The following is a 22,850-nucleotide window of genomic DNA, read 5'->3' as shown; positions in this document are numbered from 1 at the left end:
AAAATATAAAAATACCTGTATTTTTAATTGTTAGATGTTTAAATATATTCTACAGTTAATTGAAAAAATTCAAAAAATTATTATTTAAAGGAATAATCATATCAAAAAAATCTCAGTAAATACCTGCTACAGATTATGCTGGAATCGAACCAGCGCTAACAGTTTTGGAGACTGCTGTACTACCACTATACGAATAACCCTTAATTGTGCGGTTTTTCTCCAACCACAATAACACTCTCATTATTAAGCGACTGACTCAATAGGCTCTACTTAAAGGAGCAACTCTCTAAGCTCCTATTGCTTCTCTTTTAACGTCAGGGCTGAGAACGAAACTCACCAACTTTCACATGATACAGATTTAATATGTTAGCAATATAATCTGTTAGGTTGCCTTATGCTACTCGTACTAAGCGCTTTTCTTATACCAGAATTTCTTCTGTTCACGGCAAATCGGATTGTTTTGCAATTACTAAGGTTTTGAAGAAGATTGCAAACTCCTACCACTAACTTAGCCGAACGACCAGTTACTATTTCCTGCGCCGTCCAATTCTATCCAACGAAAAGACCTATGCTCTATGATTATGTTATTGTGGCACGCCTCCATTTTCACACTAGCTTTTACTAGTTCCTCTATCTCTCACGAGCTTTGGATGACTTTCCAGCAGGGCTATCACCATGCCTCATGTTAGCTACTTTAGGTACTTCCACAAGTACCAAAGAAGGCTCTCGGACAAGTATCACCTTGCTTCAACCGAGATGCACAAATGGGAACTTCAGGAATTGAACCTGAGACACATAGAACTTCAATCTACTGCTCTACCAACTGAGCTAAGTTCCCAAATGCTGGTTTTATCGTCCAGCAACGTCTCGCTACGTAAAGTAGCTCCTAACAGCTATGAACAATGTCAGCACTCTTTACTCAACCGAACTTTTTCATGTGTCTTTGCTTATTTGTTCATGATACAAGTATATCACTGAAAACATGGTCTGTTGTCCACATTATGTGCTATTTTTGTCCAACGGATGTGCAAGCATTATGGCTCCAATCCCGACCATCTTATAATCTCTGCTTTTAGCTCTACATAGCGATTATGAACTGTGCTTCGACTCATTCGCATTTCTTGCTCAATTTCCCATTGTTGCATATTCTTTTTCCAGCGGAGTTCACAGATCATCTTGGCATCTGGGTAAGAATGATACCATGCTTCAATCTGGTTCTTCTGATACTTTAGATTGATTATTTCTGGGTCATTCTCAATCTGCTCCTTAAGTAAAATAGCGCGCTCTTGTTCAGATACACCGCTATATGCAGTGCGAATTCCGAGATTATCAATCTTTGATTTATACCTGTATCTATTTTCAATAGCTTCAATACGCTTGTCAATAAACCCGTTCACATAATCACGAATAAGTCGATCTATTTTGTCAATCTTAGCCATTATTAACACCTCCAAAAATGATATAATAGTGTTAGTAACATAGTATTTGTCAAGCCCGTCGCCAGCGGGCTATTTTTAATGTAATAAATTGTCTAAATTTCCTGTTAACATTGCAACAATCACAATTGCACTTAAGCAAATAAGAACCAGTATAAGAACTATTTCATTACCATGTAAGTTTTTCATCCTACTACCTCTGTTTAATCGCATATCATCCCTCCTTACCTAACAGCAGCCTGCATCTTGAAAAATGTAAATACGTTCTTCTGTTTCAGTTGTTTCAAAAACCGCACTTGGTTCTGGCAACTCTCTCAGCACAGGGTACTTACTATATTCAGATTCCTCATCATTAAGCTCTTTAACTTTTCGCATATATACATCTAGAGCATCACGTCCTACGACAACCAAGCCGCCGCCGTCATGATAGTAATCTGTTAACCCTTCAATATATTCAAAAATATAAACTTTCATTCCTCAACCTCCACAAGCTCAACACCTAGCGCCTTGCTTGCGAGATAGGCAACTGCTAAAGCATTAGCATTTTCAGTTTGTCTATCCCAAAGAAGCAACCGTTTGTGTTCTTTCTCGCTAAAATGCATTCTTGAAAGATTATATATGCTCGAAATACCAACGTCTTTCGGATAAAGTTTTTCGAATCCAACATCCAACAATTCCGCAATTTTCTTCGGTATGCTGAGCTTGGGCTGATTATTTAACGTTGCTTTAGCGTAATCTTGAACATCAGACATTTCAAACGGTAAATCATAAATGAAAATCTGATCACATCCCCAATGATATTCACGACTTGCATTTGCTATTTTTTCTAAAGCTTCAGTTGCTGTTTTTGCTTTAAATTCCATTTTACTCATCTTCCTCTCCTATGTCTGCGAGTGCTTTTTTAATCCATTGTTTATATTTTTCTTTCATGCTTCCTCCGCCTTCTTCATATTGTTTTCTCCTCAAATTCATCTTTTCGTGCCACTTTCTTTGCAATCGTGATAGGCAACCCGTACCGATTCGCAAACATTTTGGCCTTTATTTTGAACTCAGGCAAAAGCATCCCTTTCACGTCCACGACTTTAACCAGTTGCCCAGCCTCATCATAGAAAGTAAAGTCCGGCTTGTAGGCAATCTCACGGTATGCCTTGCCATTCATTCGGAATTTCTCTTGCAAGACAAACTTTTCTTGCATCCGCATGTTCGGATTGTGCTTGTGCAGCTGATAATAAATGCTTTCCGCTTTGCTGTCGAATGTGATGTCATCAACAGTCACTTTCTTTGCGCCGTATTTATGCGCCATCCTTCGCCTCCTTATAGGTATCATCTAGCCAGTCCATGAGCATGAAAGTTTGCTTCATGGCCAGCGGGTGATTATTGTATTTTGTTGATAATTCACCAAGCGACATGATCACCCATGTCCAGAAATCTTCTTCAAAAAATCCGAGTTTGATCGCCTGTGAATTACACTTTTCAATCCATTCTTTTACGTCGCTGAAAAATTTTTCATAGTTCATAGTCGTTGCCTTGCCACCTTCCTGTGTTGGGGTCATAGACAATCAGCTCATTTGTCTGCATCAATCTGAAAAACCAATTCATAGCTTCATCATCATTTTTCAAATAATTCATGACTTCGCTTTTTTCATAGCTAAACTCATGACCAGGAATCGTGTGATAACTCGGAGGCATTTTTCTAACACCATCCAACTTTTTTGAAATTCTACCTTTTTTCATTTCACTTTTTTTCAACCTCATTTTTCTAATTTTTCCATCCACCTCGCGCGATCGGTGGGGGTGTCATTTACTTGTCAAAATCCGCATACCCAGAAACGGATTTGACTTGTCAATACACCTACACACCCCCGTAATTCTAATAACAAAGTTATAGAATTCACTGACACCCTTTTTTTGACAGTGTCAAACTGTCAATTTATACCCTTTTTTGATAGTGATTTAGGGTGTCACTTTTCCGATAATTGACAGGTTTGACAGGGGTATCAATTTCTTGTTAAATTGATAGGTTTGACAGGGGTTTCATTTCTAATGAAATACTAATCTAGCTCTAACCTCATAGAAACAAAACCTTCCTCATCAATCATCAAAACATCCTGATTTTTCAGCCAATTCTTGATTGTATTTCTTGATTTTTCAAAATAGCTTTCAAGCTTACCGATTCTGACAACGCCATCCCCTTCATCAAGGATTGAGAATGCCGAGATTAGTTCATCAGTTGTTTTCTTCTTGCGTTCGGCTTTCTTCTCTGCAGAGTCTCGGGATTTAACGGCCGCTTTTCGCTGATTATAGGGCTTATCCGTCCCCACATAGTCCAAGTCTTTCAACACACCCACCTCATCATGAACGTGAAGCGGATAGTTGAACCACAGATTGACTGGTTCAAACTTGGGAAACTCCCGCAAGGTTCCTTCAAGGCGCCATGCTGTCTGTAATTTGACCCGTTTTTGTACTTCTCCAAGCTCAAAACCTGATATCTGCCAAGCTCTATCATCTCCAAGCGCCGCAGCTAAGTGCTTGCGCATTTCTGCAGCCGATAAGAAATCGTCTTGACCAATCTCGTTTAAATAGCTCGGATTTTCATCACGAATTTTCTCAGCATAGAAGTTAGCCGTTGCCCGCTTCCCTTGCATATCTCGCAAACTGTCAGTCACTTCAAGCTCTATCAAGTCAAGGATAGCATCCGGATCACGCGCAAACACGCCAGACCCAGAAGAACGGTCCATGGACGACTTGCCCCCCTGTGCACCTTTTGAATGGTGGTGACAGTAGATGACAGACGTGCCAAGCTCAGCCGCTACTTTGTCAAAGTTATTGGTAAACTTAGCCATTTGTTCCGCATCGTTCTCTGACCCCGTCAAGACTTTATAAATCGGGTCAATGATAACCGCATCAAACTTCTCTTTCTGGGCTCGTCTTATCAGTTTAGGAGTCAGCTTGTCCATCGGGATTGAGTGTCCCCGCATGTTCCATACATGGATGTTCTGGATATTGGCTGGCTTGATGCCCATGCCTTGGTAAATATCCTTGAAACGTTTGTAGGCTGATGGGCGGTCAAGCTCCATGTTGATATAAAGCACCTTGCCACGCTCACAGTTGAAGCCAAACCAAGGCAGGCCCTCAGCGATAGAAATAGACATTTCCATGAGTGCAAAGGATTTCCCTGCCTTGGACGGTCCAGCGATAAGCATTTTATGCCCTCGGCGTAGCACATTGTCGATCAATACTGGTGCAAGCTGCGGGTCTTCCTCGAACATGTCGGCCAGACTTTCGAACTCTGGCAAGTCATCATTCAAGTCCTCGATCCATTCATGCCATTCTTCCCAGCTGGATTTCCCGATATTGGTATCTATCAGAAACTGCTTGTGTTCCCCACGTATTACGCCAGGCATCCGAGACAATCGGGACGGGTTCTTGTTCTGGCTATCAACTTGCAAGCCATTCTTGTTACAGATTTTGTAGAGATATTCAACCCGCTTTTGATATTCCGCATAGTTGGCAGCCTCCACTTTGACGATGGCATGGACGGACTTTCCGCCCGAATAGACCAAAGCTGCGATAGGTAGTTCAAGCTCACGCATGATGGCGTTCTGCTTTTCAAGACTCATATTATCTGACTCCACTAGGGCAAACTTAAAGTCTGTGACATTCTCGTTTTTGACCCCTTTACCGTCCAGCGGGTTGAATCGAATCCACGCGCCAGCTTCTTTCTTAGAGTCACCAATTGCCCAGCCTAGGTCTTTTTGGTCTTTGTACTTCTCCAAGTCGTTGAGGATTTCCTCGGCTGTCTTGGTGTAGACACCAGACCCTCTGACCGAGTATTTTCCGTCTTCGCGTTGCCAGGAGTCCACCACATAACCGATGTGATCGTCATTGCTGAAAAGCGTTTGAATATAGGTTTGCAGTTGCTCAACTGGATTCCAGTTGTCGCCCGGCTCTTGAATTTCCTTGCCCTCGACCCAAGCCTTATCAACAAAGCGATAATCACGCTCATAGCTGATTTCATCGTCCCAGCCGAAGGTCTCCATGCCGTCGCCTTCATATTGGCGAGATAGCCAGCCGTTTTCTTTTGCCTTCATAGTGATAAAGGCACCAGTTACGGGCTGACCACCATTGTGGCCAAGTGAAGCCCACTTGCTTTCCATTTCATGCGCATTGTAGCGACTGTCAGCCTGTGACCAGACATCCCAATCATGGAAGTCATAACCTTCATGTTTCAAAGCCATGCCCACAGATACCCACTCCAGATAATCCAGAGAGCTAGGTGGAATGTATTCAAGGAGCGGTAATAAGTCAAATTTTTCTTCCATGATCAAGCTCCTTTGTACTCACTAGGTTTAATGTCCGCAGGGATTCGCCAGCCGTTGCCCGCGATTCTATCAATCAATGCACGCGCATTGTTGAAAGACCAAGTCCCGACATGCTGGAAGCCGCGGCTTTCAAGGAAGCGAATTTGCTTCGGTGTGGTCAGACTTGCTGCTTTACGTTTGTTCAATTTGTCCAGCAAGACCGTTGCCTTGCCTGCATTTTCGATTTCTTCTGGGAAAATCCCGTATTTTTCAAGTGCTGCAAGTTGCTTATCGCTTGCTGGACCCATTTCCCAGGCAAAGCTTGGGCTGTAGTTAATGAGGTCTTCCGACTGGATAGACATTTCAAACTGCAAGGGGTCAACCAGCTTGCGTTTGCGTTTCTTCAATACTGCTAGCTGTTCAGCCAGTGCATTTTCTCGGTCTTGAACGACTTCGCCCTCTGCGGTTTCCGCAACCTCTTCTAGGTCGAAGGGGATAGGCTCGCCGTCTTCTTCAAGCTCCGCCATTTTCTCGGTCATCTTCTGTGCGATTTCTTCATCTTTGGCGATAAGGTGTGCCGGATGAACCAGCTCATGGCGTTCAGTATGCCAAAGGAAGTCCAAAATCAAACAGTCTTCCTTGCCCTCTGCCAAACGCAAGCCCCGGCCGATACACTGCACATAAAGCGGGCGCGACTTTGTAGGTCTAAGCATAATCACACAATCAACTTCTGGAGAGTCCCAGCCTTCAGTCAAGAGCATTGAGTTACATAAGACGTTATACTTGTCATTATCGAAATCTTCCAAAATTTCAGCACGGTCTTTGGACTCCCCATTGACCTCCGCAGCTTTAAAGCCTTTTTCATTTAGGATGTCACGAAACTTCTTGGAGGTCGCAACCAATGGCAGGAAAACCACAGTCTTTCTGTCTGAACAATACTTAACCATCTCATCAGCAATTTGATAGAGATAAGGGTCTAAGGCAGAGCCAACATCAGATGCCTTAAAGTCACCAGCCGACATGGAAACGCCAGACAAGTCAATCTTAAGCGGAATAGTCAGAGCTTTCATCGGTGACAGATACTTGTTCTTAATAGCCTCAGGTAGTGAATATTCATAAGCCAACGATTCAAAGAACTGACCGAGATTTTTCTTGTCGGTACGGTCAGCTGTGGCTGTCACGCCCAGCACCTTTGCACCGCTGAAGTAGTTTAAAACATTCTGATAGCCATTGGCCATGACATGGTGAGCTTCGTCAACGATGATGGTGTCATAATAATCAGGCGGAAACTGCTTGAGGCGCTTTTCTCGCATGAGGGTCTGGACTGATCCGACTGTCACACGGAAAAATGAATTTTTAGCCGTTTCGTCCGCCTTTTCCACCGCAGACCTTAGCCCTGTGACCTTGTAGAGCTTATCAGCCGCCTGATTCAACAATTCCCCACGATGTGCCATGATCAGCACTCGCTCTCCTTGACTGACCAAGGTGCGCGTGAGGTCTGAGAATGTCACAGTCTTTCCCACCCCTGTTGGTAAAACAAGCAGCGTATTCTTCACGCCGCTTGCCCATTGTTCTTGTATTTTTTCATTTGCTTCAATTTGATATGGTCTAAGCTCCATCTTTCTCTTCCTCTAAGTCAAGTGTCATCTGCGGGTTAGCTTCTTTGTCCAACTTATCGCGCATGGCCACAGCTTCATCAAATTCATCATCTTCTGTAAATTTGACGGTTACAGACATTGAATTCATTTTGTAAGAAAAATCATACTCGTTATCAAGCAGCCATTGCATGAATTTCTTGGTTGCTTCCTCAAATTGAAATTCAAATTTTCCCGTAATTGTTTTAGTTACATATAAATCCATGTTTATCCTCCGAAGTTATATCCGCCAGTCTGCACTCCTGGGAATGGTTTGACAGGTGGCTGTGTTTGCGGCTGCGGTTGTTGCGTTGCTGGTTGAGCTTGTGAGTATAATTGGTCTTGTGGTGACCACGTTGCAGGCTCGAGGAATGCCTTAATATCATTGGCTTGACCGGGGTTTCCGTCTTTGTCCGTATAGTTACGTACTTTGACCTCAGCTTGTCCTGTTGCACCGAGTACCGCTTGCCAATTCGGGCGCACAGGCTCGCCTTTTTTCTTCTGACCAATTGCCACAAAGAATTGAGATATGCGCCACTCTCCTTTTTTATAAAGGTAAAGTTTTTCTGTTAGCGTTGCGGTCTCTCCTGTCGTGGGATTCGTAACTCCAAGTGTCAGAACAGCCATGTTGGTACCCGTTGGGACTTTACTTGTGAAGTTTGGATTCGGTTGATAAACGCTGCGCTCAAAGTTGGTTACTTTGAATGGATAGTTGCCCGCAGGCAAGAGGGTAAAGTTACTTTCGTTTGAGATTTCATCATCCCAGCCAAATGTTTGCATTTCGTCATTCATATTTTAATTCTCCTTTTAATAAGCCCGTTTGGCTTTGATTTGTTCAAAAATATTGTTCCATTGTGCGACAAGCCCACCTTGAACCAGTTCGTCAGGGTAATCCTTGACGGGTGTTTCTGGTGGCATGTAGCCTTTTTCAACTACAATGGCTTTGATTTCGTCCTCCGTGACCTCATTAGCGGCCATGAGTTGAGCAAGTGCAGGGTCAATCTCTGGATCAATGGCGCTTGGTTCACGCGCAAATTGATTTTCTCCCACAATCTCACCACCACCTGGCACCCAGTTACCTCCTTGTGGCTCAGGTTCAGGCACTGTCACAGGTGCTTGAAAGATATGTGCGATATTTGCAAAGTCAAAAGGTAATTTGTCGGGTAAGTCGTGTCGGTTCTTAGCGTCCCAGACGGGGTGGTGGGTGGTAAACATGACACGCTGGCCGCCTGTCGCTTTTTTAGATTGCGTTTTGGCATCCGTGACGATGGTGGTTTCATAGTTTGCAAAGAGGAGCATATCAGCCCACTCTTTGAGCAAAGGCGCTGACTGCTTGGAAAGTTTGAGCTGGTAGCGGTCAAAGGCCCCCATCTCGTCGGGCTTTTCAAATTTCTTGATTTCCGCATGAGCGGTCACCACAACGTTGATTCCCAAATCGGTTAAATCAGATAGCTTATTGAGCAATTTCCCGAATTCCTCTTTGACCATAGTGTAGCCCTTGCCATAGCTCAAGTCCTCAATAGAGTTGATGTTATTGCGTGCGATAACAGCATTGTTAGTTAAGGTTTCCGCCCAATCAGCCGTGTCAATAATTAAAGTTTTCCACTCCATTTTTTGCTTGACATGTTCAACTTCATCTAAAATCATTTGCCAACTGGTCGGCTTCGGAAGTCGTTTAACGTCCATGTTTTTTGTTGACCCTTCCGTATCGATAAATACAGGCTTTGGAAACTGTGAAGCAAAGGTAGATTTTCCGATACCTTCAACGCCGTAGATGACAACCTTTTGTGCGATCGCTGTCGGTCCGCTTGTAATATTAAAATTCATCTTATATCTCCTCTGGTTCTTCTTTGATATATGGCGTGTCTTTAATCAATCCTTCTGACTTGAGACGTGCATAATTAGCGCGTGATTTAACAACCTTTGCATAGCTCTTCATGCACAGGATTTGCTCATACAACATATCGTGCTCATTCTGATCTAACATCAGTGTTACAGAAGCGATTTCAGCTCTTGCAATGTCTGATGATAATTCTAAATATTTATCGCGCAAGTCATTAATAAGTCCTTCTGGTGTTTTCATTTTGTTCTCCTAAAATTGATACTTTGGTTTTTCTGGTGCTGCCTGTGCAACTTCCTCGCCATAGCCATCGCTGATGATAATTGAGCACTCATCGCCTGTGGAAACTCGTGTCGCGATAGCTTGCAGTTCCTCCTGTTCTAGCCATTGTCCGAACTCCTTGAGCGTGTCAAGGTCCATCTGCTCCAGCTTGTCGATTAAGATAAAGCCACAGTCTGGTTTGAGCTTACGTACAATGGCAGTCGATACCTTGAGCTGTTCAGCCCCTGACATGTTGTCCCAGCGTTGACCTTTATAAATCAGCTCGCCTTCGGAAACAGATAAGTCAGACAGTGGCAAGTCGGCATCTTCAAGCAGCTTGGATTTTTCCAGTCGCACTTGTTCGATTTCATTCGTCATGGTGTCATACTGATCTTTATATTCCTGTGCGTCCTCATTTGCCTTGTCTTTGTCAAAGTTAGCCCGCACCTTGCGATTCACGTCATCAATCTGTTCAATGTTGCGCTCAAGCTCCTCGGTTGACTCATCTTGTAGGTCAAGCGCCGACTTCTCAGCGATTTCAAGTTGTCGTTCAACTTCGGCGCGTTCTTCAATCAATCTAGCAATCTCAGAATCAAGCTTTTCTTGTCGCTCTTTGAGGCTATCCCTCTGGGCTCGTATGCGCCCATTTTCGGCATTTTTCGCCAATATGGCTTGTTGTTCACGGATTAACTCGGACGCGCTAACAAGCTCCTTAGGGGCTTCTGTATAGTAGTTCATTTCAGCCGCAAACTTTTTCTTTTGGTCTGCGATTTGCCCAATGGTTCGGCGCTTGTTGTAAAGCTCTGCTTCCTTTTTCTCCAGCTCAAACAGTTGGTCGCCAACTCCGATGATCTGGAGCAAGATTTTAGCCTTATCCGCATTTGATGAATCTATGAACTTTGGCAAGTTAATCGCCAACTCTTCCACGAAGCTATTAAGCAGCTGTTGCCCAGCTTTGTTTCCACTTGGGTCAATGACTTTTAAATCACTGTTTTTACCGTCTCTGCGGATTTCCAAGCCGTTACTCATGACAATGTGCAGATTTGGCGGCAGTACGCTGCCCTCGCGTTTTGCTTGGCTAGGCTTGTATTTATTGCCACCAAGCGCCCAGGCAATAGCATCCAAGATTGAGGTCTTGCCTTGCCCGTTGCGACCACCTATCACAGTCAAGCCGTTCTTTGTAGGTTCAAGTTTTACTGCTTTAACCCGTTTTACATTTTCAATTTCAAGTTTATTGATTTTAATCATGTTTCCTCCGAATTTTTGATATAATCAGAGTAGAATCTTGCAAAGTTTCTACTCAGCTCCTAGTTGCCGCCAGGAGCTTTTTTGCTTGCCATGACTTGCCGATTCAAATCATTGATAATGAGTTGATTATCTTCATCCTTGCGGTCAAAGAATTTATGGAGGTCTTCAGCATACGTTTCCCAGTCTTCCCAACCTTTACGAAGATATTCAACTTCTTTCCGTAAAAATTCATTTTCTTTTTCAAGCTCTTTTTCACGAGCTGATTTTATCCCGAACATTTTTAATCCTTTTCTAGCGAATAACCGCTTTTAGCTTTTTCAACTCCTGTCTGTATTCAGGCGTATGCACATACTGCATAAATTCTTCTAACTCTTTAAAGCGAATTCTACTACCGCCCATAAATATCCCTGAGCGGAATTTAGGTAGCATTGCCATTTCTTTCTTTCGCCTGTAAACCGTAGGAGCTGAGATACCGAATTTATCTGCGATGTCTCTAGTAGTTAAATAATCATCTGGTTTGTATGTCATTTGAATCTCCTTTCTATTTACCTATATTCGTAGTTTCTCGATTACTCCTCTGCTATAATTAACTTGGACAGAAGGATGAGTTCTGTCTAGTTTATAGAAAGGAGGAGAATATATATGATCTACATCTGTAACAAAAATGCTGATGACAAGGGAAGACATGAGGTCCACGTTTCTTCCTGTACTCATCGACCTTTGCCAGAAAACACTCTAGAACTTGGTTACTTCAATTCTTGCCATGAAGCAATTAAGTCTCTTGAAGAATCAAACAAAGGTAAAGAGTTCAATTTTGATGGATGCTTCTACCGCTGCAAGCCATGCCATCATGGTTAATATTTTCAAATTTGAAGAACTAGCTTACGCTGTTTCTTTATTTTTTTGTACAGTTTGACGATAATCTTCAATTGATCTAAATTGAATAACTTCTTCTAGATGTTTCATGTATTGCCGTTTAATCCCTGATTCAATTATTAGCTGTTGTTCAAGGTGCTCAATAATTTTGATTAGTTCTTCTTTAGAACGCTCGCCATAGCTGATTTTTACCTGTGCCATTATTTACTCTCCTCTTTCTAGTTAAGTTCCATTGGGAATATTTCTGTTAACTTCGCAAGTATTTCAACAGCCTTAGGACCACCGTCCGTTTTGTTTAAAGCATTGCGTAGCTGTTGCTCACTCGTTCCCTCAAGTGCATAAGCTAACGATTTAATAGAAATACCTGTTTTATCGCGATAATTATTCACTGCTGTACGATATTTTTCAAGTGCTACTTCCGTCATTTTTCCGCTCCTTTCAAAGTATTTGTAAAGAGAAAATTATATTATTTGCTATATAACATTTGACATATGAGTACAAATATCATACAATGAATGCATAGTTAAAGAGCCTATTAAACACTTTACAAAACTTGCTTGGCGGCGTTGTTCATTTAGTATTTATTTAGGTTTTCTTTATCAAAAATATAATTTTTCTTTACAAGGACTATTGTATTATATCTGTACACAAATGTCAAGTGTTTATGTACTTTTTTCATACAATATTTTTCTTGTACTGTCTGAAAGGTTGATACAAGTGAATTTATACGAAAAAATAAAAGAACTTGCAGCTCAAAAACATATCTCAATTCGACAACTTGAAGAAAAACTTGGAATTGCTAATGGGACTATTCGCCGATGGAATAAAACCAATCCATCCGCTGCTGCAATTACCAAAGTAGCCGACTACTTCCACGTTTCTGTAGACTACTTACTTGGACGTAAAGAATTGCCAGAACAAAATTTTTCTCCAGAACTCAATGAAGCTATAGATAATGCTGAAGCTTTTGAAGGCACTCCTCTCACTGATGAAGATAAAGCAATACTACGTGGAGTTATTTCTGCATATTTGGAAAATAGAGATAAAAATAAAAAATAAGGATTTTAATGGACTGGAAAGACATTATAAAAGAGACCGGGATTGAAGTCATCTGGGTCGATAAAGACTATTCGAAAAGTGGTAGCTTTATTGCTAAATGTCCTGAGTTCCCACATGGCGCAATAGTATTGGGCATAGGATTAGAAGAAATAATGGTTGAGCCTGTTGTCCTGCATGAAATAGGTCATTTAGTTGCTGGAACAATGCTCACCGCAGTCAATAATCGATTGAAATGTATCACACATAATAAGAATGAGGCTAAAGCAACCAGATACCTAATTCACAGTATATCAAGCACCTTTGTTTCTGAGAACGAAGAAAACCTTGCTTATGCTACTGCTTCTAGATTACTTGAACATCTTCACATTGCGCCCACATTTGAAAACATCCAAATTGCAGAACAAGAAATTAATATCGCCCTTGAAAACCAAAGGGATTTAATTTTTTGAATATTATATTACAAAATAGATACTTTTGTATAATTTAATTGTTTATTGTTTTAATTAGATAATAAAATTTACATTGAGTTTTAGAGTTAAGTTAAATTGAATGGTCCTAAAACAATTTTTTTGAAAAAACGCCCAATCCTTGAATGGCACAAAAAAGCTAGGTGGAAAGTTTATACTATGTCTTATATTTTAGTCATCGTCATGCTCACAGCTCTCATTGCTGCCATCGTTTACTTTATCAAGAGAAAACGGAAAGCTGGATTAGTCGCTTTAGGTGTCGCTGCTGTTAGCTTTATAATTATTGGCATTTCTCCTAGCCCAAGCGAAACAGAATCAGCCAAAGAATCTGAACCAAATACCGAACAAACTGGCGCTGAGCAGGCTAAGAAAGATGAAGAAGCCAGAGCTAAACAGGAAGCAGAACAAAAAGCTAAAGAAGAAGCCGAGGCCAAAGCAGCTACTGAAGAAAAAGCCCGAGCTGAGGAAGAGGAAAAACTTAACTCCTTTCACCAAGGGAGCGAATGGCTTCGAGTATATCATGCACTGGTTTCTAAGGGTTATACTGTTGAAGCAAGTTTCACTGACGATGAAGCTGGTAGATTCAAAGCAAAAATTAACGGCAATCCTATTGACATAGTTAAAGATTTAGACCCAACTAACCAAGAAGACAGGCTGTCTGTTGATGCTTTCGTGGTAGATAGTATCACTTTAGATGGTAATGTGGCAAAAGTAATAGTGAATTAGAACAAAAAAAGCCGCCTAAGCCTTGGCAACTCACAAAATTTGACAAATTCGGTCGTTATGATATAATAATCTTAACGAAAATAAGTTGAAGCATTGCTTCACCATTTGACCGAGGGACTGCCAAAAACCCTCGGTTTTTTATTTTAAAAATAAAAAAACACCCCTCTGCCAAAGGGGTGAGTAGTGGACTAGCGGCGCTTACGCCAGTCTTTCAACCAGCCCTTGACCAGCTCAAGGACTGCTCCGACCACTATCGGAGCGACAACTGATACGAAAATAAGTTGAAGCATAGACTTCACCTCCTCCCTAAGGCGTGATTGCATCAGAAAGGTGCGCCGAAAATTATTATAGCATAGTCTGAGTTAAAAATAAAAAAGCCGTCCAAGTTTGGCGACAAGGGGCGGTAATATCATGAGGTAAAAATCAAATGTGGGTAGAAGATTTAAACAACGGCAAATTCAAGTACTGCGAGCGCTATACAGACGTTAAAGGCAAAACACGTAAAGTTGCAGTCACTCTTGAAAAAAATACTGACAGAGCCAGAAATGAAGCTGCCAGACTACTTTATAATAAGATTGAAGCAAAGAAAGAAAAACAACTTCAAGAAAACGATACTTCTTCTATTACATTTTGGGAAGTCCAAGATCAAGTTCTCGAATTAACAACAGAAACAGTAAAATCAAGAACAAATGCCGCACGAGAATCTGTAAAAAAGAAAATCAGAGAACATATAACCAAATATACCTTACTTAGTGATATTAGCTCTACATATATTCTAGATATTCTGGAAAAACTATACTATAAAAAGAACTACTCCTTCCCCTATATAATTAGTATAAAGGCAGGTTTTAATTTGGTGCTAGAATATGCTGTTGCTAAAGGATATATTCAAACTAATCCCATACAAAAAGTAAAAATAAAGCGAAAAATAGAAACCCTTGAACAGCGAGAAGCAAAGAAAAACAAGTACTTAGAACAGGAAGAATTGAAGGACATCATAAGACAAATGAAAGTCATTCATAAAACTACAGCTCTCATTATAGAGTTTATGGCTTTAACTGGACTAAGGTACAGCGAGTGCGTTGCTATACAAGAAAAAAATATTAAAGGAAATATTTTACACGTAAACGGCTCTTGGGATAATATAACTTATAAAAAAATTACAACTAAAAATTTATATTCCGATAGAAAAATTGTGCTTACTCAACGCTGCCTTGATATCATTGATGAACAATTAGCTATAAGTAAAGACTATTATAAAGGAATGAAGGAAAATTATATATTTGTTAATCGAAATGGAACTCCTGTACTCATTTCAACAACAATCGACAGACTAAAAAAGTTGGATACTAATAAAAAAATTACAACTCATATATTCAGACATACCCATATTGCTCTTTTAACTGAACTTGGTATACCTCTAAAAGCTATCATGGAACGGGTAGGACATAGCAACCCAAATACAACTCTTGCTATTTATTCTCACGTCACAGAGAAAATGAGCCAAAATATTATTGAAAAACTAGAAAAAATAGACCTCCAATGAGATCTATCTTTTGTTTAAAAAGGGGCAGAAAAAGGGGCAGAAATTTGATAAAAGTTGATAAAATTTGATTTATTTTATCTCTCACCAAAAAATCAAAAGGGTCTACAAAGCCTTTTACTAACTACATTTGATTAAAGGTGTATTATTATGACTACATTACACCATTCATTTCCTTAATAAAAAGTCTATTGCTTTTATTATAGCATAAAATCGCCCTCTCTTAGGCGATTTTTTTAGTCTAAAACTCTTATCAATTATTAAAACTTCACTCACAAGTTGTGAACAAGTATTCTTTTCGCTCCCTGATTTCGAGTTCTCTAAGTGATGTCCAAACCATTTACTTGCAGTCTTTATTCATAGAAGAATCCCTGAATTTCTCACTTTATATTATGAATGACTTTGGCAGACAAAATTTTGTTCTGAATTCATTTTTATAATGTCACCATTCATGTGGCAATTCCATTCTTTTGCCCCGAGCTCTTATCTACTTGATCATGATAAATAAATAATTAATTAATAAAAAAACAGTGATTGAGCGAAAAAACTGAGGATTGTTCCTTATTCTGAAAGCAGTTCAATCATTTTTTCAAGAATTTCTTCTCTACTCTTGCTTCTTTTTAAATAATCGACATGATATTTTTCTGTTAATATTTCGATGAGAGCGGGAAAAAGTTGATTAAAACATTTGGAATCTTCAGGATTAATCGTAAAACTAATGATAAGGTGGATGACTTGATTGTCCCAATAGAGAGGCTCTTCTGGCTTCAGTATGAGCATTCCTGTCTTTTTACCCTCGTATTTTATGGAATGAGGTATAGCGATACCACTACTAAAAGTTGTTGGAGACAAACTCTCACGTTCAAATAGTTTTTCAACAAAACCCTTCTCAGAAAAGCCATTTTTAAAAAACCATTCGCCAATCTTTTCAAAAATCTCTGACTTTTTAGGTTCTCCTTTTAATTTCAAAAAAGCATTTTCCTGAATCAGTTGAGGTAAAAATGTACTCAAAAAATTTCGATATTGCTTATGATTGATACGGTCAATAGCTTCTCTAATGCGCATAAAATCTTTTTCCGTTAAGAATTCATGAATATGTACATACTCATACTGGTGTTCCTTCAATCTTTTACCAGATGATAGGACAAGGTCAACATCCTCTACAGTTTTCAAACTATTTGCCACAAACAAAAGCTCATCACCAAAGCGTTTTTCTAAAAGTTCAAGAACTCTGTTTTCACGATTAAGGTAGTCTGATATTTTAAGTTGGGTTCGTATCTTACTGGCACTTTGCTTTTGGTCGTCTAAAAAAGAACCAAGATGAAGTGCTAAAAAGGCTATTTCATCTTCCTCAATTTCGATGTCTAAGTCAAGCGCAATGAGTGAAGAAAGATAGACTGCTATATCAAACAAAATAGGATAACGCACTTTTATTTCAATGACACTCAGATTTCTTTTCACTTTCTTATCCTTCACTCTGTTGTAAAGATTTTGAGTATGGAGAAGCAAGCGCATGAGAAATTTTTCATCTGTGAAATCTATTAAAAAAACATCACTGATTTCTTTTAAGGCCCGATGAAGACTGTCTGATACTTCTTTAGCAACATATGTGTCAACCTGTTCATGATGATATCCCTTTTCTCCGTCACAAAGTAAGGCAAGTTCAAGTTTATCTTTCTCTCCTAAAATAATGCCATAATTTTCCAAAAGCCACTGTGAAATCTCTTCAATCATTTTTAAAGATGGACTGGAGAAACTTTGTTGTCCTGTTAATTTTTGCTGATGTATAGCAATAATCAAGTGCAATATAAAATTTTGGAAAAAATAATTGTTGACATAAAAGCTATGACGTTTAAAAATAATCCTACAAGCTTCTGTCATTTCTGATAGGGAAATTTCTCCTAAAAATCTTTGCATTTCTTCTTCCAAACTATGGATACTGTCCCCTTGTTGCCGGATTAACCGCATGATAAGATGACGCTTTTTATTATAGTTTCCTTTTAAATAATAATGGAAATCATGTTGAGAGATAAATAACCCCTCATCGCTTATCATCTTTTGTAACACACCCATATCTTGGCGTATTGTTGCATCCGAGACCCATAGTTTTTCTGACAACTCAAACAGACTAACTCCCGCCTCATCGTTTTTCAATAGTAATTGTAATATTGCAAAACGACGACTATTTATAGAATCATCAATTTGTCCCCCCTCAATTTCTTGTTGCGCATTATACTTATAGCCTTCACGACTTGTTTCAATAAGTTCTGGTGTTTCCTCATTAAGTTGTTTTACATAGTAGCGAATGCTCCGATCGGTCACCCCCAACATCTTAGATAACTCTGCACCGGAAATAAAGTGTTGTTTCCTATTCTTTTTCAGGTATTCTAAAAGAATTTCTTTTTTCTTCATCACTTACTCCTGTTTATTTATTTTTTCATCAAAAATAGGACAGTATGCCAAAAAGGAGTTAAAAACTCCTTAAATTTCTGCACCATTTGTTGCAATAACCCTTTGATACCAACCAAAACTATCTTTTTTCAAACGTTTTCCAGATCCCTTGCCTTCATCATCAATATCAACGTAGATAAAACCATAACGTTTAGACATCTGTTGCGATGAACAACTCACAATATCAATCGGTCCCCATACACAATAAGCAATCACTTCTGCACCTTCATAAATCGCATGCCCAACTTGCTCAATATGTTGACTTAAATAATCTGAGCGATAATCATCGTGGACCTTATTATTGATTACTTCATCATACATGCCGAAGCCATTTTCTGCGATGATGATTGGTTTTTCATAGCGATCCCAATACTGTGATAAGGTATTATAAAGCCCTTTAGGATCGATGTTCCAACCCCACGGGTTGGCTTCCAAATGTTCGTTACGAGTAACATCATAAGGAATATGAGTATTTTTCGATGAATCCACCATTCGTGAGAAATAATAAGAAATCGCTAAATAGTCCATTGTATTCTCACGGAGTATCCGTTTCTCCTCCTCAGTTATTTCAATATGCAAGCCCTTTTCAGCAAAATAATTTAGGGCAACTTTTGGATATGCTCCTCTAAATTGCACATCCGTAAACATATATTGCATCCTATTGTGCCAGAGCGCAAGACTGATATCATCCGGCTTACATGAAGCTGGATAAGCGGTGCCATCCGCTACCATTGTCCCCACTTGGAGATCTGGTAGGTTTAAAGATTTAGCGTATTTTTGGATCAAAGCCGAAGCTACCATCTGATTGTGAACACCTTGATACAGTGCTTCTTCTTCGTTTTCATACTGGTCTTTACAGATGCCAAGAGAAAGAAAGGGCTCCACTTGTATCATATTGATTTGATTGATCACTATCCAGTATTTTACTTTTTTACCAAAACGGTCAAGTAAGACCTTACCATAACGCACAAACATTTCAATAACTTTCTTGTTTGCCCAGCCTCCGTATTCTAAAGTTAAATGAATTGGTGTTTCATAATGAAGCATCGTAATGATTGGTTCCATACCGACTTGGCGTATTTTATCAATCATTTTTTCATAATGTTCAAGTGCTGCTTCATTCGGCTCTAGTTCATCTCCCTGAGGGAAAACTCTAGACCAATCTATTGAAGTTCGAAAAGCTTTCATTCCTGTTTCTGCCAGCATTTCCAAGTCTTCCTCATAGGTATTATAAAAATCTATACCATGACGTTTTGGATAAAAATGTTCCGTATCCGTAATTGCTTTCCTTACTTGTTCTAAGGTCATTCCTTCTTGTTCAAGACGTTGAATCTCCATGTTGTCTAATCCTTTGTGATAGGGTTGGACATCAGAAGAATTAGGCATTTTACCATCTTGATTGTAAGCTCCATCAGCTTGTGATGCAGCCTGTGCGCCAGCCCAAAGAAAATCTTCTGGGAAATACGGGTATTTATTGTTTTTCATTTTATGCTCCTATTTTTTATATTAAACTTCATCTTCTTCAGCCCATTCTAAGTCTTGCTGCACAGCTTGTTTATCATAGACTTTGAAAAATGGGAAATAGACAATCCATGAAATCATAAAGTAAACAAGAACAAAGACAACACCAGCGACAGAATGAGTAATCAACCAACCTGCTATCGGTGCAGGTGTATACCACATTTGGAAAGGCATATATGGTATCGGAACAAGTCCAAGCTTCATCACTATCCAAAGTAAGATTGGTCCTAATAAACCATTAATCCAAAACGGAAGCATAAGGATGGGATTGAAAGCAATCGGTGCGCCAAAAACCAGAGGTTCATTAATGTTGAAAATCGAAGGGACAATGGAAGCTTTACCAATCATACGTAAACGCTGTGATTTAGCCATAAAAGCCATCATAATACAAAGCGACAGTGTTGCACCACCACCACCGATAAGTACCAGTGTCACAGCCTCAACAGTAAAAATATTTGTCGCTGCTTGACCATTTGCGACGAGCTGCTGGTTCTCAGCAATGGCAGGCAACATAATAGCATAAGAGACGGGTGTGATAACCCAACTTGAAATCCCAAATGAATAAAGGAAAGAAAAACCAAGGAAAATCAAGATTGTCAAGCCCCAAAAGCCTTGCCCCAAGTTCACTAGCGGATTAAAAATAGAATTAATGACTTCATAGATATTGATTTTAAGCTGGAAGGTAAAAAGCCAACCAATACTTAAAACAGTGATAATCGGAAATAAAGTATTAAACCAAGTAGCAACAAAATCAGGTAAAGCTGAGTCTTCACTTATAAATTTAAGTTTTGTAAAAACGTCCATGATTAAACCTACAAAAAGCCCCGCCAACAAAGCTGCAATCATGCCCCCAGTGCCAAAAGTATTGATGTCAAAGCTGATGATGCTCGTTTCTGGATTGATTGTTGGAAAAACAATCATCAGGAAGAAAGCCAAACCGGCAAGCCCTGCTTGTTTTTCAATACTCGTGTGTTTCTTTTGCTTCATAAGAGCGCTTGGAATCAAGTAAGATAAGAAAATTGAAAAGAGTCCAAAAGAAAAAGTTGAAATCATCGAAAAATCAGGAAACCAGCTCACATAAGTGGTCACAATCGATAAAATTGTTGCAAAGGAACCAATCAAAATCATCGGCATACCAGCTAAAATTGCATCTTGAATGGCTGCAACCCAAGCGTTTTTGGCGAATTTATTTACTTTCGGTGCAAAAGATTCCGTCATCCACCCCATAAATTTATCCATTTTCTTTTTCCTCCAGTCGTTTATAAAGCTTAATGATTTCTTTCACTAAGTTGTGTTCTGTTTTGACCGTCATCACATGGTCTTGAGCATGGCCGAACAATGATGAATAAGGAATTTCAATTCCTTCCGCTTCCTTTTGTAGAGTTGATGTCTGTGCACGATGGGCCGCTATAAGCTCATCATTAGCTTCTTGCATCATTTGATCTGCTTGAACAAATTCTCCTTGTGATGCTTTATCTGCTGCTTTAAAGATTGCTTCACGTGCATTTCCAGCATGTAAAATTGCGCCCATTGAGACCATAGCAAGATCATCTCGTTCAACAGTTTCTATATTTTCCATATTTTCCTTTAACTCCTTGCTTTCCTTTTTACTCTGCTTCAAACTGCTTTAGAGCAAACTCAATGAGTCCTTTACCGTCAAGCGAACCATAGACACGCTGGGGGATGATATTATACTTCACATTATTAGCCTCACATAATTCTTTGACTTCATCAATCATATATTTTAGATGGGGGGCAACCAAAAGTAAGTCTGTTTCCGGAAGAAGCGATGCAACTTCAGTTTCACTTTTTGCTTTAACTTCAACGTCTGCACCCAGCTTTTTAGCGGCCTTTCGAGCTGCTGCTGCCATAAAACCCGATGATGCACCAGCACCACATGTTAAGAGGATTTGTTTCGTCATATGATTTCTCCTTTTTTCTTTCACTAATCCCTGAGAGCACTTCTAAAAACTCATACTTTGTCCTTTAGCTCAAATTTCCGGCCTGATATCAACGCTCCTCACACTCGAAAATCTTATCTCAGAGGCAAAGAGCAGCAGCTTTTTATAGATATTCTCAGCTTATGAAAGTATTTCTTTGATGATTTCATTCTAGCACGATATGTTAGCGCTATCTTCTATTTTTATTTCCTAGTATTAGGAAACTTTTTTAACCTGTCTGATTACAAAAATAAATTGCTATAAAAGTAAAAAGGCGACTGCTTTCAGTCACAATACGCAAGAAAAAGTGCTTGACTCACAAAAAAAGACCAAGCAAGAGCTTGATCTTCATTTGATTTAACACGACTCTAAAACACGGAATGACGCAGAGTGCTGCTTTTGAGAATTTGAGAACTATTCAATTTAACACGACTCTAAAACTGTTCTGGACAAAAAGAAATAATAAGCTGTGTTTGAGAACCATTCAATTTAACACGACTCTAAAACAGAAAGCCTAGACAATACGGAGTAATTAAAGTTTGAGAACCATTCAATTTAACACGACTCTAAAACTCCGCAACTAGCTTCACGACATCACCAAAAGTTTGAGAACCATTCAATTTAACACGACTCTAAAACAGTGGTGCTTCAACGTTTGAGCAGATTAAGGTTTGAGAACCATTCAATTTAACACGACTCTAAAACACGGGGTTGCCAATTGCGCCTATAAAGTCTGTTTGAGAACCATTCAATTTAACACGACTCTAAAACCTCAAATTTTCATAATTGAAATTTTAGATCATTGTCGTTCGGCAGACGAATACCTTCAAAACTAATGGTTCAATCGTATTTATCTGTTCTAATTATATCACATTTTCCACGACAAAATAGTCTTCATCAACGACAACTCGCTTCAAATTTTTAAGTTCTTCTACTTCTTCACTGTCTAAAAATAACACCGTTTGCTGGTTCAAATTCGCCGTTTCAATAATCAACTGATAATCCAAGGCAGGCATAAGTTGGCCCAGACCATAAAAAATAATCAACCCCTGGTGGTTAAATTCCTTCAAAACATTCAAAATCAACTGCGTACGTTCAAAAATAGAACTTGTTTCATCTTTGATTCTAATCTTCAAAAATTTGAACAGTTCTTCAACTTTATAGTTATAAGAGATATCTAGCTCAATATCTAAATCTTCAAAAATCTGACGATTGAAATATTCAACCGTTTGACCATAGGTCGCTTCAATAACCGTTTTTTCATTCATATCCAAGGTATCGATGATTCTCTTGAACAACATTTTCTTAATGGTCAAATTATCTAAATCAAATAGCAAAGGATGTTGAACTACGGTCACATTTTTTAAGGATTTAAAATCATCATTAAAGAGCAAAAACCGATAATCAGGATCAAGTCCCTTGTCCATTTGATAAATCGCATAAGCAAGCTGGCCATAAATATCAACAGATTTGACCACCAGCTGGTTAGCCTGATTTTTCAATAACTGCACTGGTGCATCTAAAATCGGAAAATTAATATTCATACA

General features: G+C 39.4%; 28 protein-coding genes, 2 tRNA genes and 1 CRISPR repeat array. Of the genes, 4 read left to right on the top strand and 26 right to left on the bottom strand.

What is annotated here, in order from left to right; translation table 11 throughout:
- Positions 1-129: 129 nt before the first annotated feature.
- The 19 genes from B4H39_RS02445 to B4H39_RS02355 all read right to left on the bottom strand — a co-directional run bounded on the left by B4H39_RS02445 (position 130) and on the right by B4H39_RS02355 (position 12,021).
- Positions 130-200: transfer RNA gene (locus B4H39_RS02445), tRNA-Trp, on the bottom strand.
- A gap of 565 nt (positions 201-765) precedes the next feature.
- Positions 766-838: transfer RNA gene (locus tag B4H39_RS02440), tRNA-Phe, on the bottom strand.
- Between the two features lie 196 nt (positions 839-1,034).
- Positions 1,035-1,439, bottom strand: coding sequence for a DUF722 domain-containing protein (locus tag B4H39_RS02435; protein WP_251421136.1), 405 nt, complete (start codon positions 1,437-1,439; stop codon positions 1,035-1,037).
- Positions 1,440-1,664: 225 nt separating this feature from the next.
- Positions 1,665-1,910: a hypothetical protein gene (locus B4H39_RS02430; protein WP_251421139.1), complete on the bottom strand. Its 246-nt coding sequence runs from the start codon at positions 1,908-1,910 to the stop codon at positions 1,665-1,667.
- A complete protein-coding gene (locus B4H39_RS02425) occupies positions 1,907-2,299 on the bottom strand; it encodes a hypothetical protein (RefSeq protein ID WP_251421161.1) in 393 nt (130 codons plus the stop codon). Before B4H39_RS02425 ends, B4H39_RS02430 begins: the two co-directional genes overlap by 4 nt.
- A gap of 83 nt (positions 2,300-2,382) precedes the next feature.
- Positions 2,383-2,739: a DUF1064 domain-containing protein gene (locus B4H39_RS02420; protein WP_251421162.1), complete on the bottom strand. Its 357-nt coding sequence runs from the start codon at positions 2,737-2,739 to the stop codon at positions 2,383-2,385.
- Entirely contained in the window at positions 2,729-2,953 is a 225-nt protein-coding gene (locus B4H39_RS02415; protein ID WP_251421164.1) for a hypothetical protein, read from the bottom strand. The genes B4H39_RS02420 and B4H39_RS02415 overlap by 11 nt, the downstream gene beginning before the upstream one ends.
- Positions 2,943-3,170: a hypothetical protein gene (locus B4H39_RS02410; RefSeq protein WP_251421166.1), complete on the bottom strand. Its 228-nt coding sequence runs from the start codon at positions 3,168-3,170 to the stop codon at positions 2,943-2,945. The genes B4H39_RS02415 and B4H39_RS02410 overlap by 11 nt, the downstream gene beginning before the upstream one ends.
- A 317-nt stretch (positions 3,171-3,487) precedes the next feature.
- The gene (locus tag B4H39_RS02405) at positions 3,488-5,758 is read right to left on the bottom strand and encodes an AAA family ATPase (RefSeq protein ID WP_251421168.1); all 2,271 of its coding nucleotides are present in this window, start codon (positions 5,756-5,758) and stop codon (positions 3,488-3,490) included.
- 2 nt (positions 5,759-5,760) lie between these two features.
- Complete coding sequence (locus B4H39_RS02400) at positions 5,761-7,356, bottom strand: DEAD/DEAH box helicase (RefSeq protein WP_251421170.1); 1,596 nt, start codon at positions 7,354-7,356, stop codon at positions 5,761-5,763.
- Positions 7,346-7,597, bottom strand: a complete 252-nt coding sequence (locus B4H39_RS02395; RefSeq protein ID WP_251421172.1) for a hypothetical protein — start codon at positions 7,595-7,597, stop codon at positions 7,346-7,348. The genes B4H39_RS02400 and B4H39_RS02395 overlap by 11 nt, the downstream gene beginning before the upstream one ends.
- Before the next feature lie 2 nt (positions 7,598-7,599).
- A complete protein-coding gene (locus B4H39_RS02390; RefSeq protein ID WP_286927483.1) occupies positions 7,600-8,097 on the bottom strand; it encodes a hypothetical protein in 498 nt (165 codons plus the stop codon).
- Between the two features lie 81 nt (positions 8,098-8,178).
- Positions 8,179-9,198, bottom strand: coding sequence for an ATP-binding protein (locus tag B4H39_RS02385; RefSeq protein ID WP_251421176.1), 1,020 nt, complete (start codon positions 9,196-9,198; stop codon positions 8,179-8,181).
- Position 9,199: 1 nt separating this feature from the next.
- The gene (locus B4H39_RS02380; protein ID WP_251421178.1) at positions 9,200-9,454 is read right to left on the bottom strand and encodes a hypothetical protein; all 255 of its coding nucleotides are present in this window, start codon (positions 9,452-9,454) and stop codon (positions 9,200-9,202) included.
- A gap of 9 nt (positions 9,455-9,463) precedes the next feature.
- Positions 9,464-10,720, bottom strand: coding sequence for an AAA family ATPase (locus B4H39_RS02375; RefSeq protein ID WP_251421180.1), 1,257 nt, complete (start codon positions 10,718-10,720; stop codon positions 9,464-9,466).
- Positions 10,721-10,779: 59 nt separating this feature from the next.
- Complete coding sequence (locus B4H39_RS02370; protein WP_251421182.1) at positions 10,780-10,998, bottom strand: hypothetical protein; 219 nt, start codon at positions 10,996-10,998, stop codon at positions 10,780-10,782.
- A gap of 13 nt (positions 10,999-11,011) precedes the next feature.
- Positions 11,012-11,248: a helix-turn-helix transcriptional regulator gene (locus B4H39_RS02365; protein ID WP_251421184.1), complete on the bottom strand. Its 237-nt coding sequence runs from the start codon at positions 11,246-11,248 to the stop codon at positions 11,012-11,014.
- A gap of 354 nt (positions 11,249-11,602) precedes the next feature.
- Positions 11,603-11,797: a hypothetical protein gene (locus tag B4H39_RS02360; protein ID WP_251421186.1), complete on the bottom strand. Its 195-nt coding sequence runs from the start codon at positions 11,795-11,797 to the stop codon at positions 11,603-11,605.
- Between the two features lie 17 nt (positions 11,798-11,814).
- Positions 11,815-12,021 carry a hypothetical protein gene (locus tag B4H39_RS02355; RefSeq protein WP_251421188.1) on the bottom strand — a complete coding sequence of 69 codons (207 nt, stop codon included), beginning with the start codon at positions 12,019-12,021 and terminating at the stop codon, positions 11,815-11,817.
- Between the two features lie 292 nt (positions 12,022-12,313).
- On the opposite strand from B4H39_RS02355, the gene B4H39_RS02350 reads away from it, so the two are divergent.
- From B4H39_RS02350 to B4H39_RS02340, 3 genes are all read left to right on the top strand, one after another.
- Positions 12,314-12,655 carry a helix-turn-helix domain-containing protein gene (locus B4H39_RS02350; protein ID WP_251421190.1) on the top strand — a complete coding sequence of 114 codons (342 nt, stop codon included), beginning with the start codon at positions 12,314-12,316 and terminating at the stop codon, positions 12,653-12,655.
- An 8-nt stretch (positions 12,656-12,663) separates the two neighbouring features.
- Entirely contained in the window at positions 12,664-13,104 is a 441-nt protein-coding gene (locus B4H39_RS02345; RefSeq protein ID WP_251421192.1) for a hypothetical protein, read from the top strand.
- A gap of 177 nt (positions 13,105-13,281) precedes the next feature.
- Positions 13,282-13,848 (top strand): hypothetical protein, encoded by a 567-nt coding sequence (locus B4H39_RS02340; protein ID WP_251421194.1) that lies wholly within the window; start codon positions 13,282-13,284, stop codon positions 13,846-13,848.
- A 188-nt stretch (positions 13,849-14,036) separates the two neighbouring features.
- On the opposite strand, the gene B4H39_RS02335 is transcribed toward B4H39_RS02340, so the two are convergent.
- Positions 14,037-14,138 carry a type I toxin-antitoxin system Fst family toxin gene (locus B4H39_RS02335; RefSeq protein ID WP_251421196.1) on the bottom strand — a complete coding sequence of 34 codons (102 nt, stop codon included), beginning with the start codon at positions 14,136-14,138 and terminating at the stop codon, positions 14,037-14,039.
- A 137-nt stretch (positions 14,139-14,275) separates the two neighbouring features.
- On the opposite strand from B4H39_RS02335, the gene B4H39_RS02330 reads away from it, so the two are divergent.
- Positions 14,276-15,394 (top strand): tyrosine-type recombinase/integrase, encoded by a 1,119-nt coding sequence (locus B4H39_RS02330; protein ID WP_251421198.1) that lies wholly within the window; start codon positions 14,276-14,278, stop codon positions 15,392-15,394.
- A gap of 558 nt (positions 15,395-15,952) precedes the next feature.
- Here the strand turns inward: B4H39_RS02330 and B4H39_RS02325 are convergent.
- The 6 genes from B4H39_RS02325 to csn2 form a co-directional block, all read right to left on the bottom strand.
- Positions 15,953-17,803, bottom strand: a complete 1,851-nt coding sequence (locus B4H39_RS02325; RefSeq protein ID WP_202230250.1) for a BglG family transcription antiterminator — start codon at positions 17,801-17,803, stop codon at positions 15,953-15,955.
- 69 nt (positions 17,804-17,872) lie between these two features.
- The gene (locus tag B4H39_RS02320; RefSeq protein ID WP_251421200.1) at positions 17,873-19,327 is read right to left on the bottom strand and encodes a glycoside hydrolase family 1 protein; all 1,455 of its coding nucleotides are present in this window, start codon (positions 19,325-19,327) and stop codon (positions 17,873-17,875) included.
- A gap of 21 nt (positions 19,328-19,348) precedes the next feature.
- Complete coding sequence (locus B4H39_RS02315) at positions 19,349-20,602, bottom strand: PTS sugar transporter subunit IIC (protein WP_251421202.1); 1,254 nt, start codon at positions 20,600-20,602, stop codon at positions 19,349-19,351.
- Positions 20,595-20,942, bottom strand: coding sequence for a PTS lactose/cellobiose transporter subunit IIA (locus B4H39_RS02310; RefSeq protein ID WP_251421204.1), 348 nt, complete (start codon positions 20,940-20,942; stop codon positions 20,595-20,597). Before B4H39_RS02310 ends, B4H39_RS02315 begins: the two co-directional genes overlap by 8 nt.
- Before the next feature lie 28 nt (positions 20,943-20,970).
- On the bottom strand, positions 20,971-21,285 hold the full coding sequence (locus B4H39_RS02305; protein WP_251421206.1) for a PTS sugar transporter subunit IIB: 315 nt from the start codon (positions 21,283-21,285) through the stop codon (positions 20,971-20,973).
- Positions 21,286-21,642: 357 nt separating this feature from the next.
- Positions 21,643-22,074: a CRISPR direct-repeat array (repeat unit 36 nt; unit sequence GTTTGAGAACCATTCAATTTAACACGACTCTAAAAC).
- Positions 22,075-22,166: 92 nt separating this feature from the next.
- The gene (gene csn2 / locus B4H39_RS02300) at positions 22,167-22,847 is read right to left on the bottom strand and encodes a type II-A CRISPR-associated protein Csn2 (RefSeq protein WP_251421208.1); all 681 of its coding nucleotides are present in this window, start codon (positions 22,845-22,847) and stop codon (positions 22,167-22,169) included.
- Between the last annotated feature and the right edge of the window lie 3 nt (positions 22,848-22,850).

Source organism: Lactococcus sp. UBA7128, from assembly GCF_002492185.1.
In the GTDB taxonomy this organism is placed as follows: Bacteria; Bacillota; Bacilli; order Lactobacillales; family Streptococcaceae; genus Lactococcus; species Lactococcus muris.
This window is presented reverse-complemented; position numbering and strand designations above follow the sequence as displayed.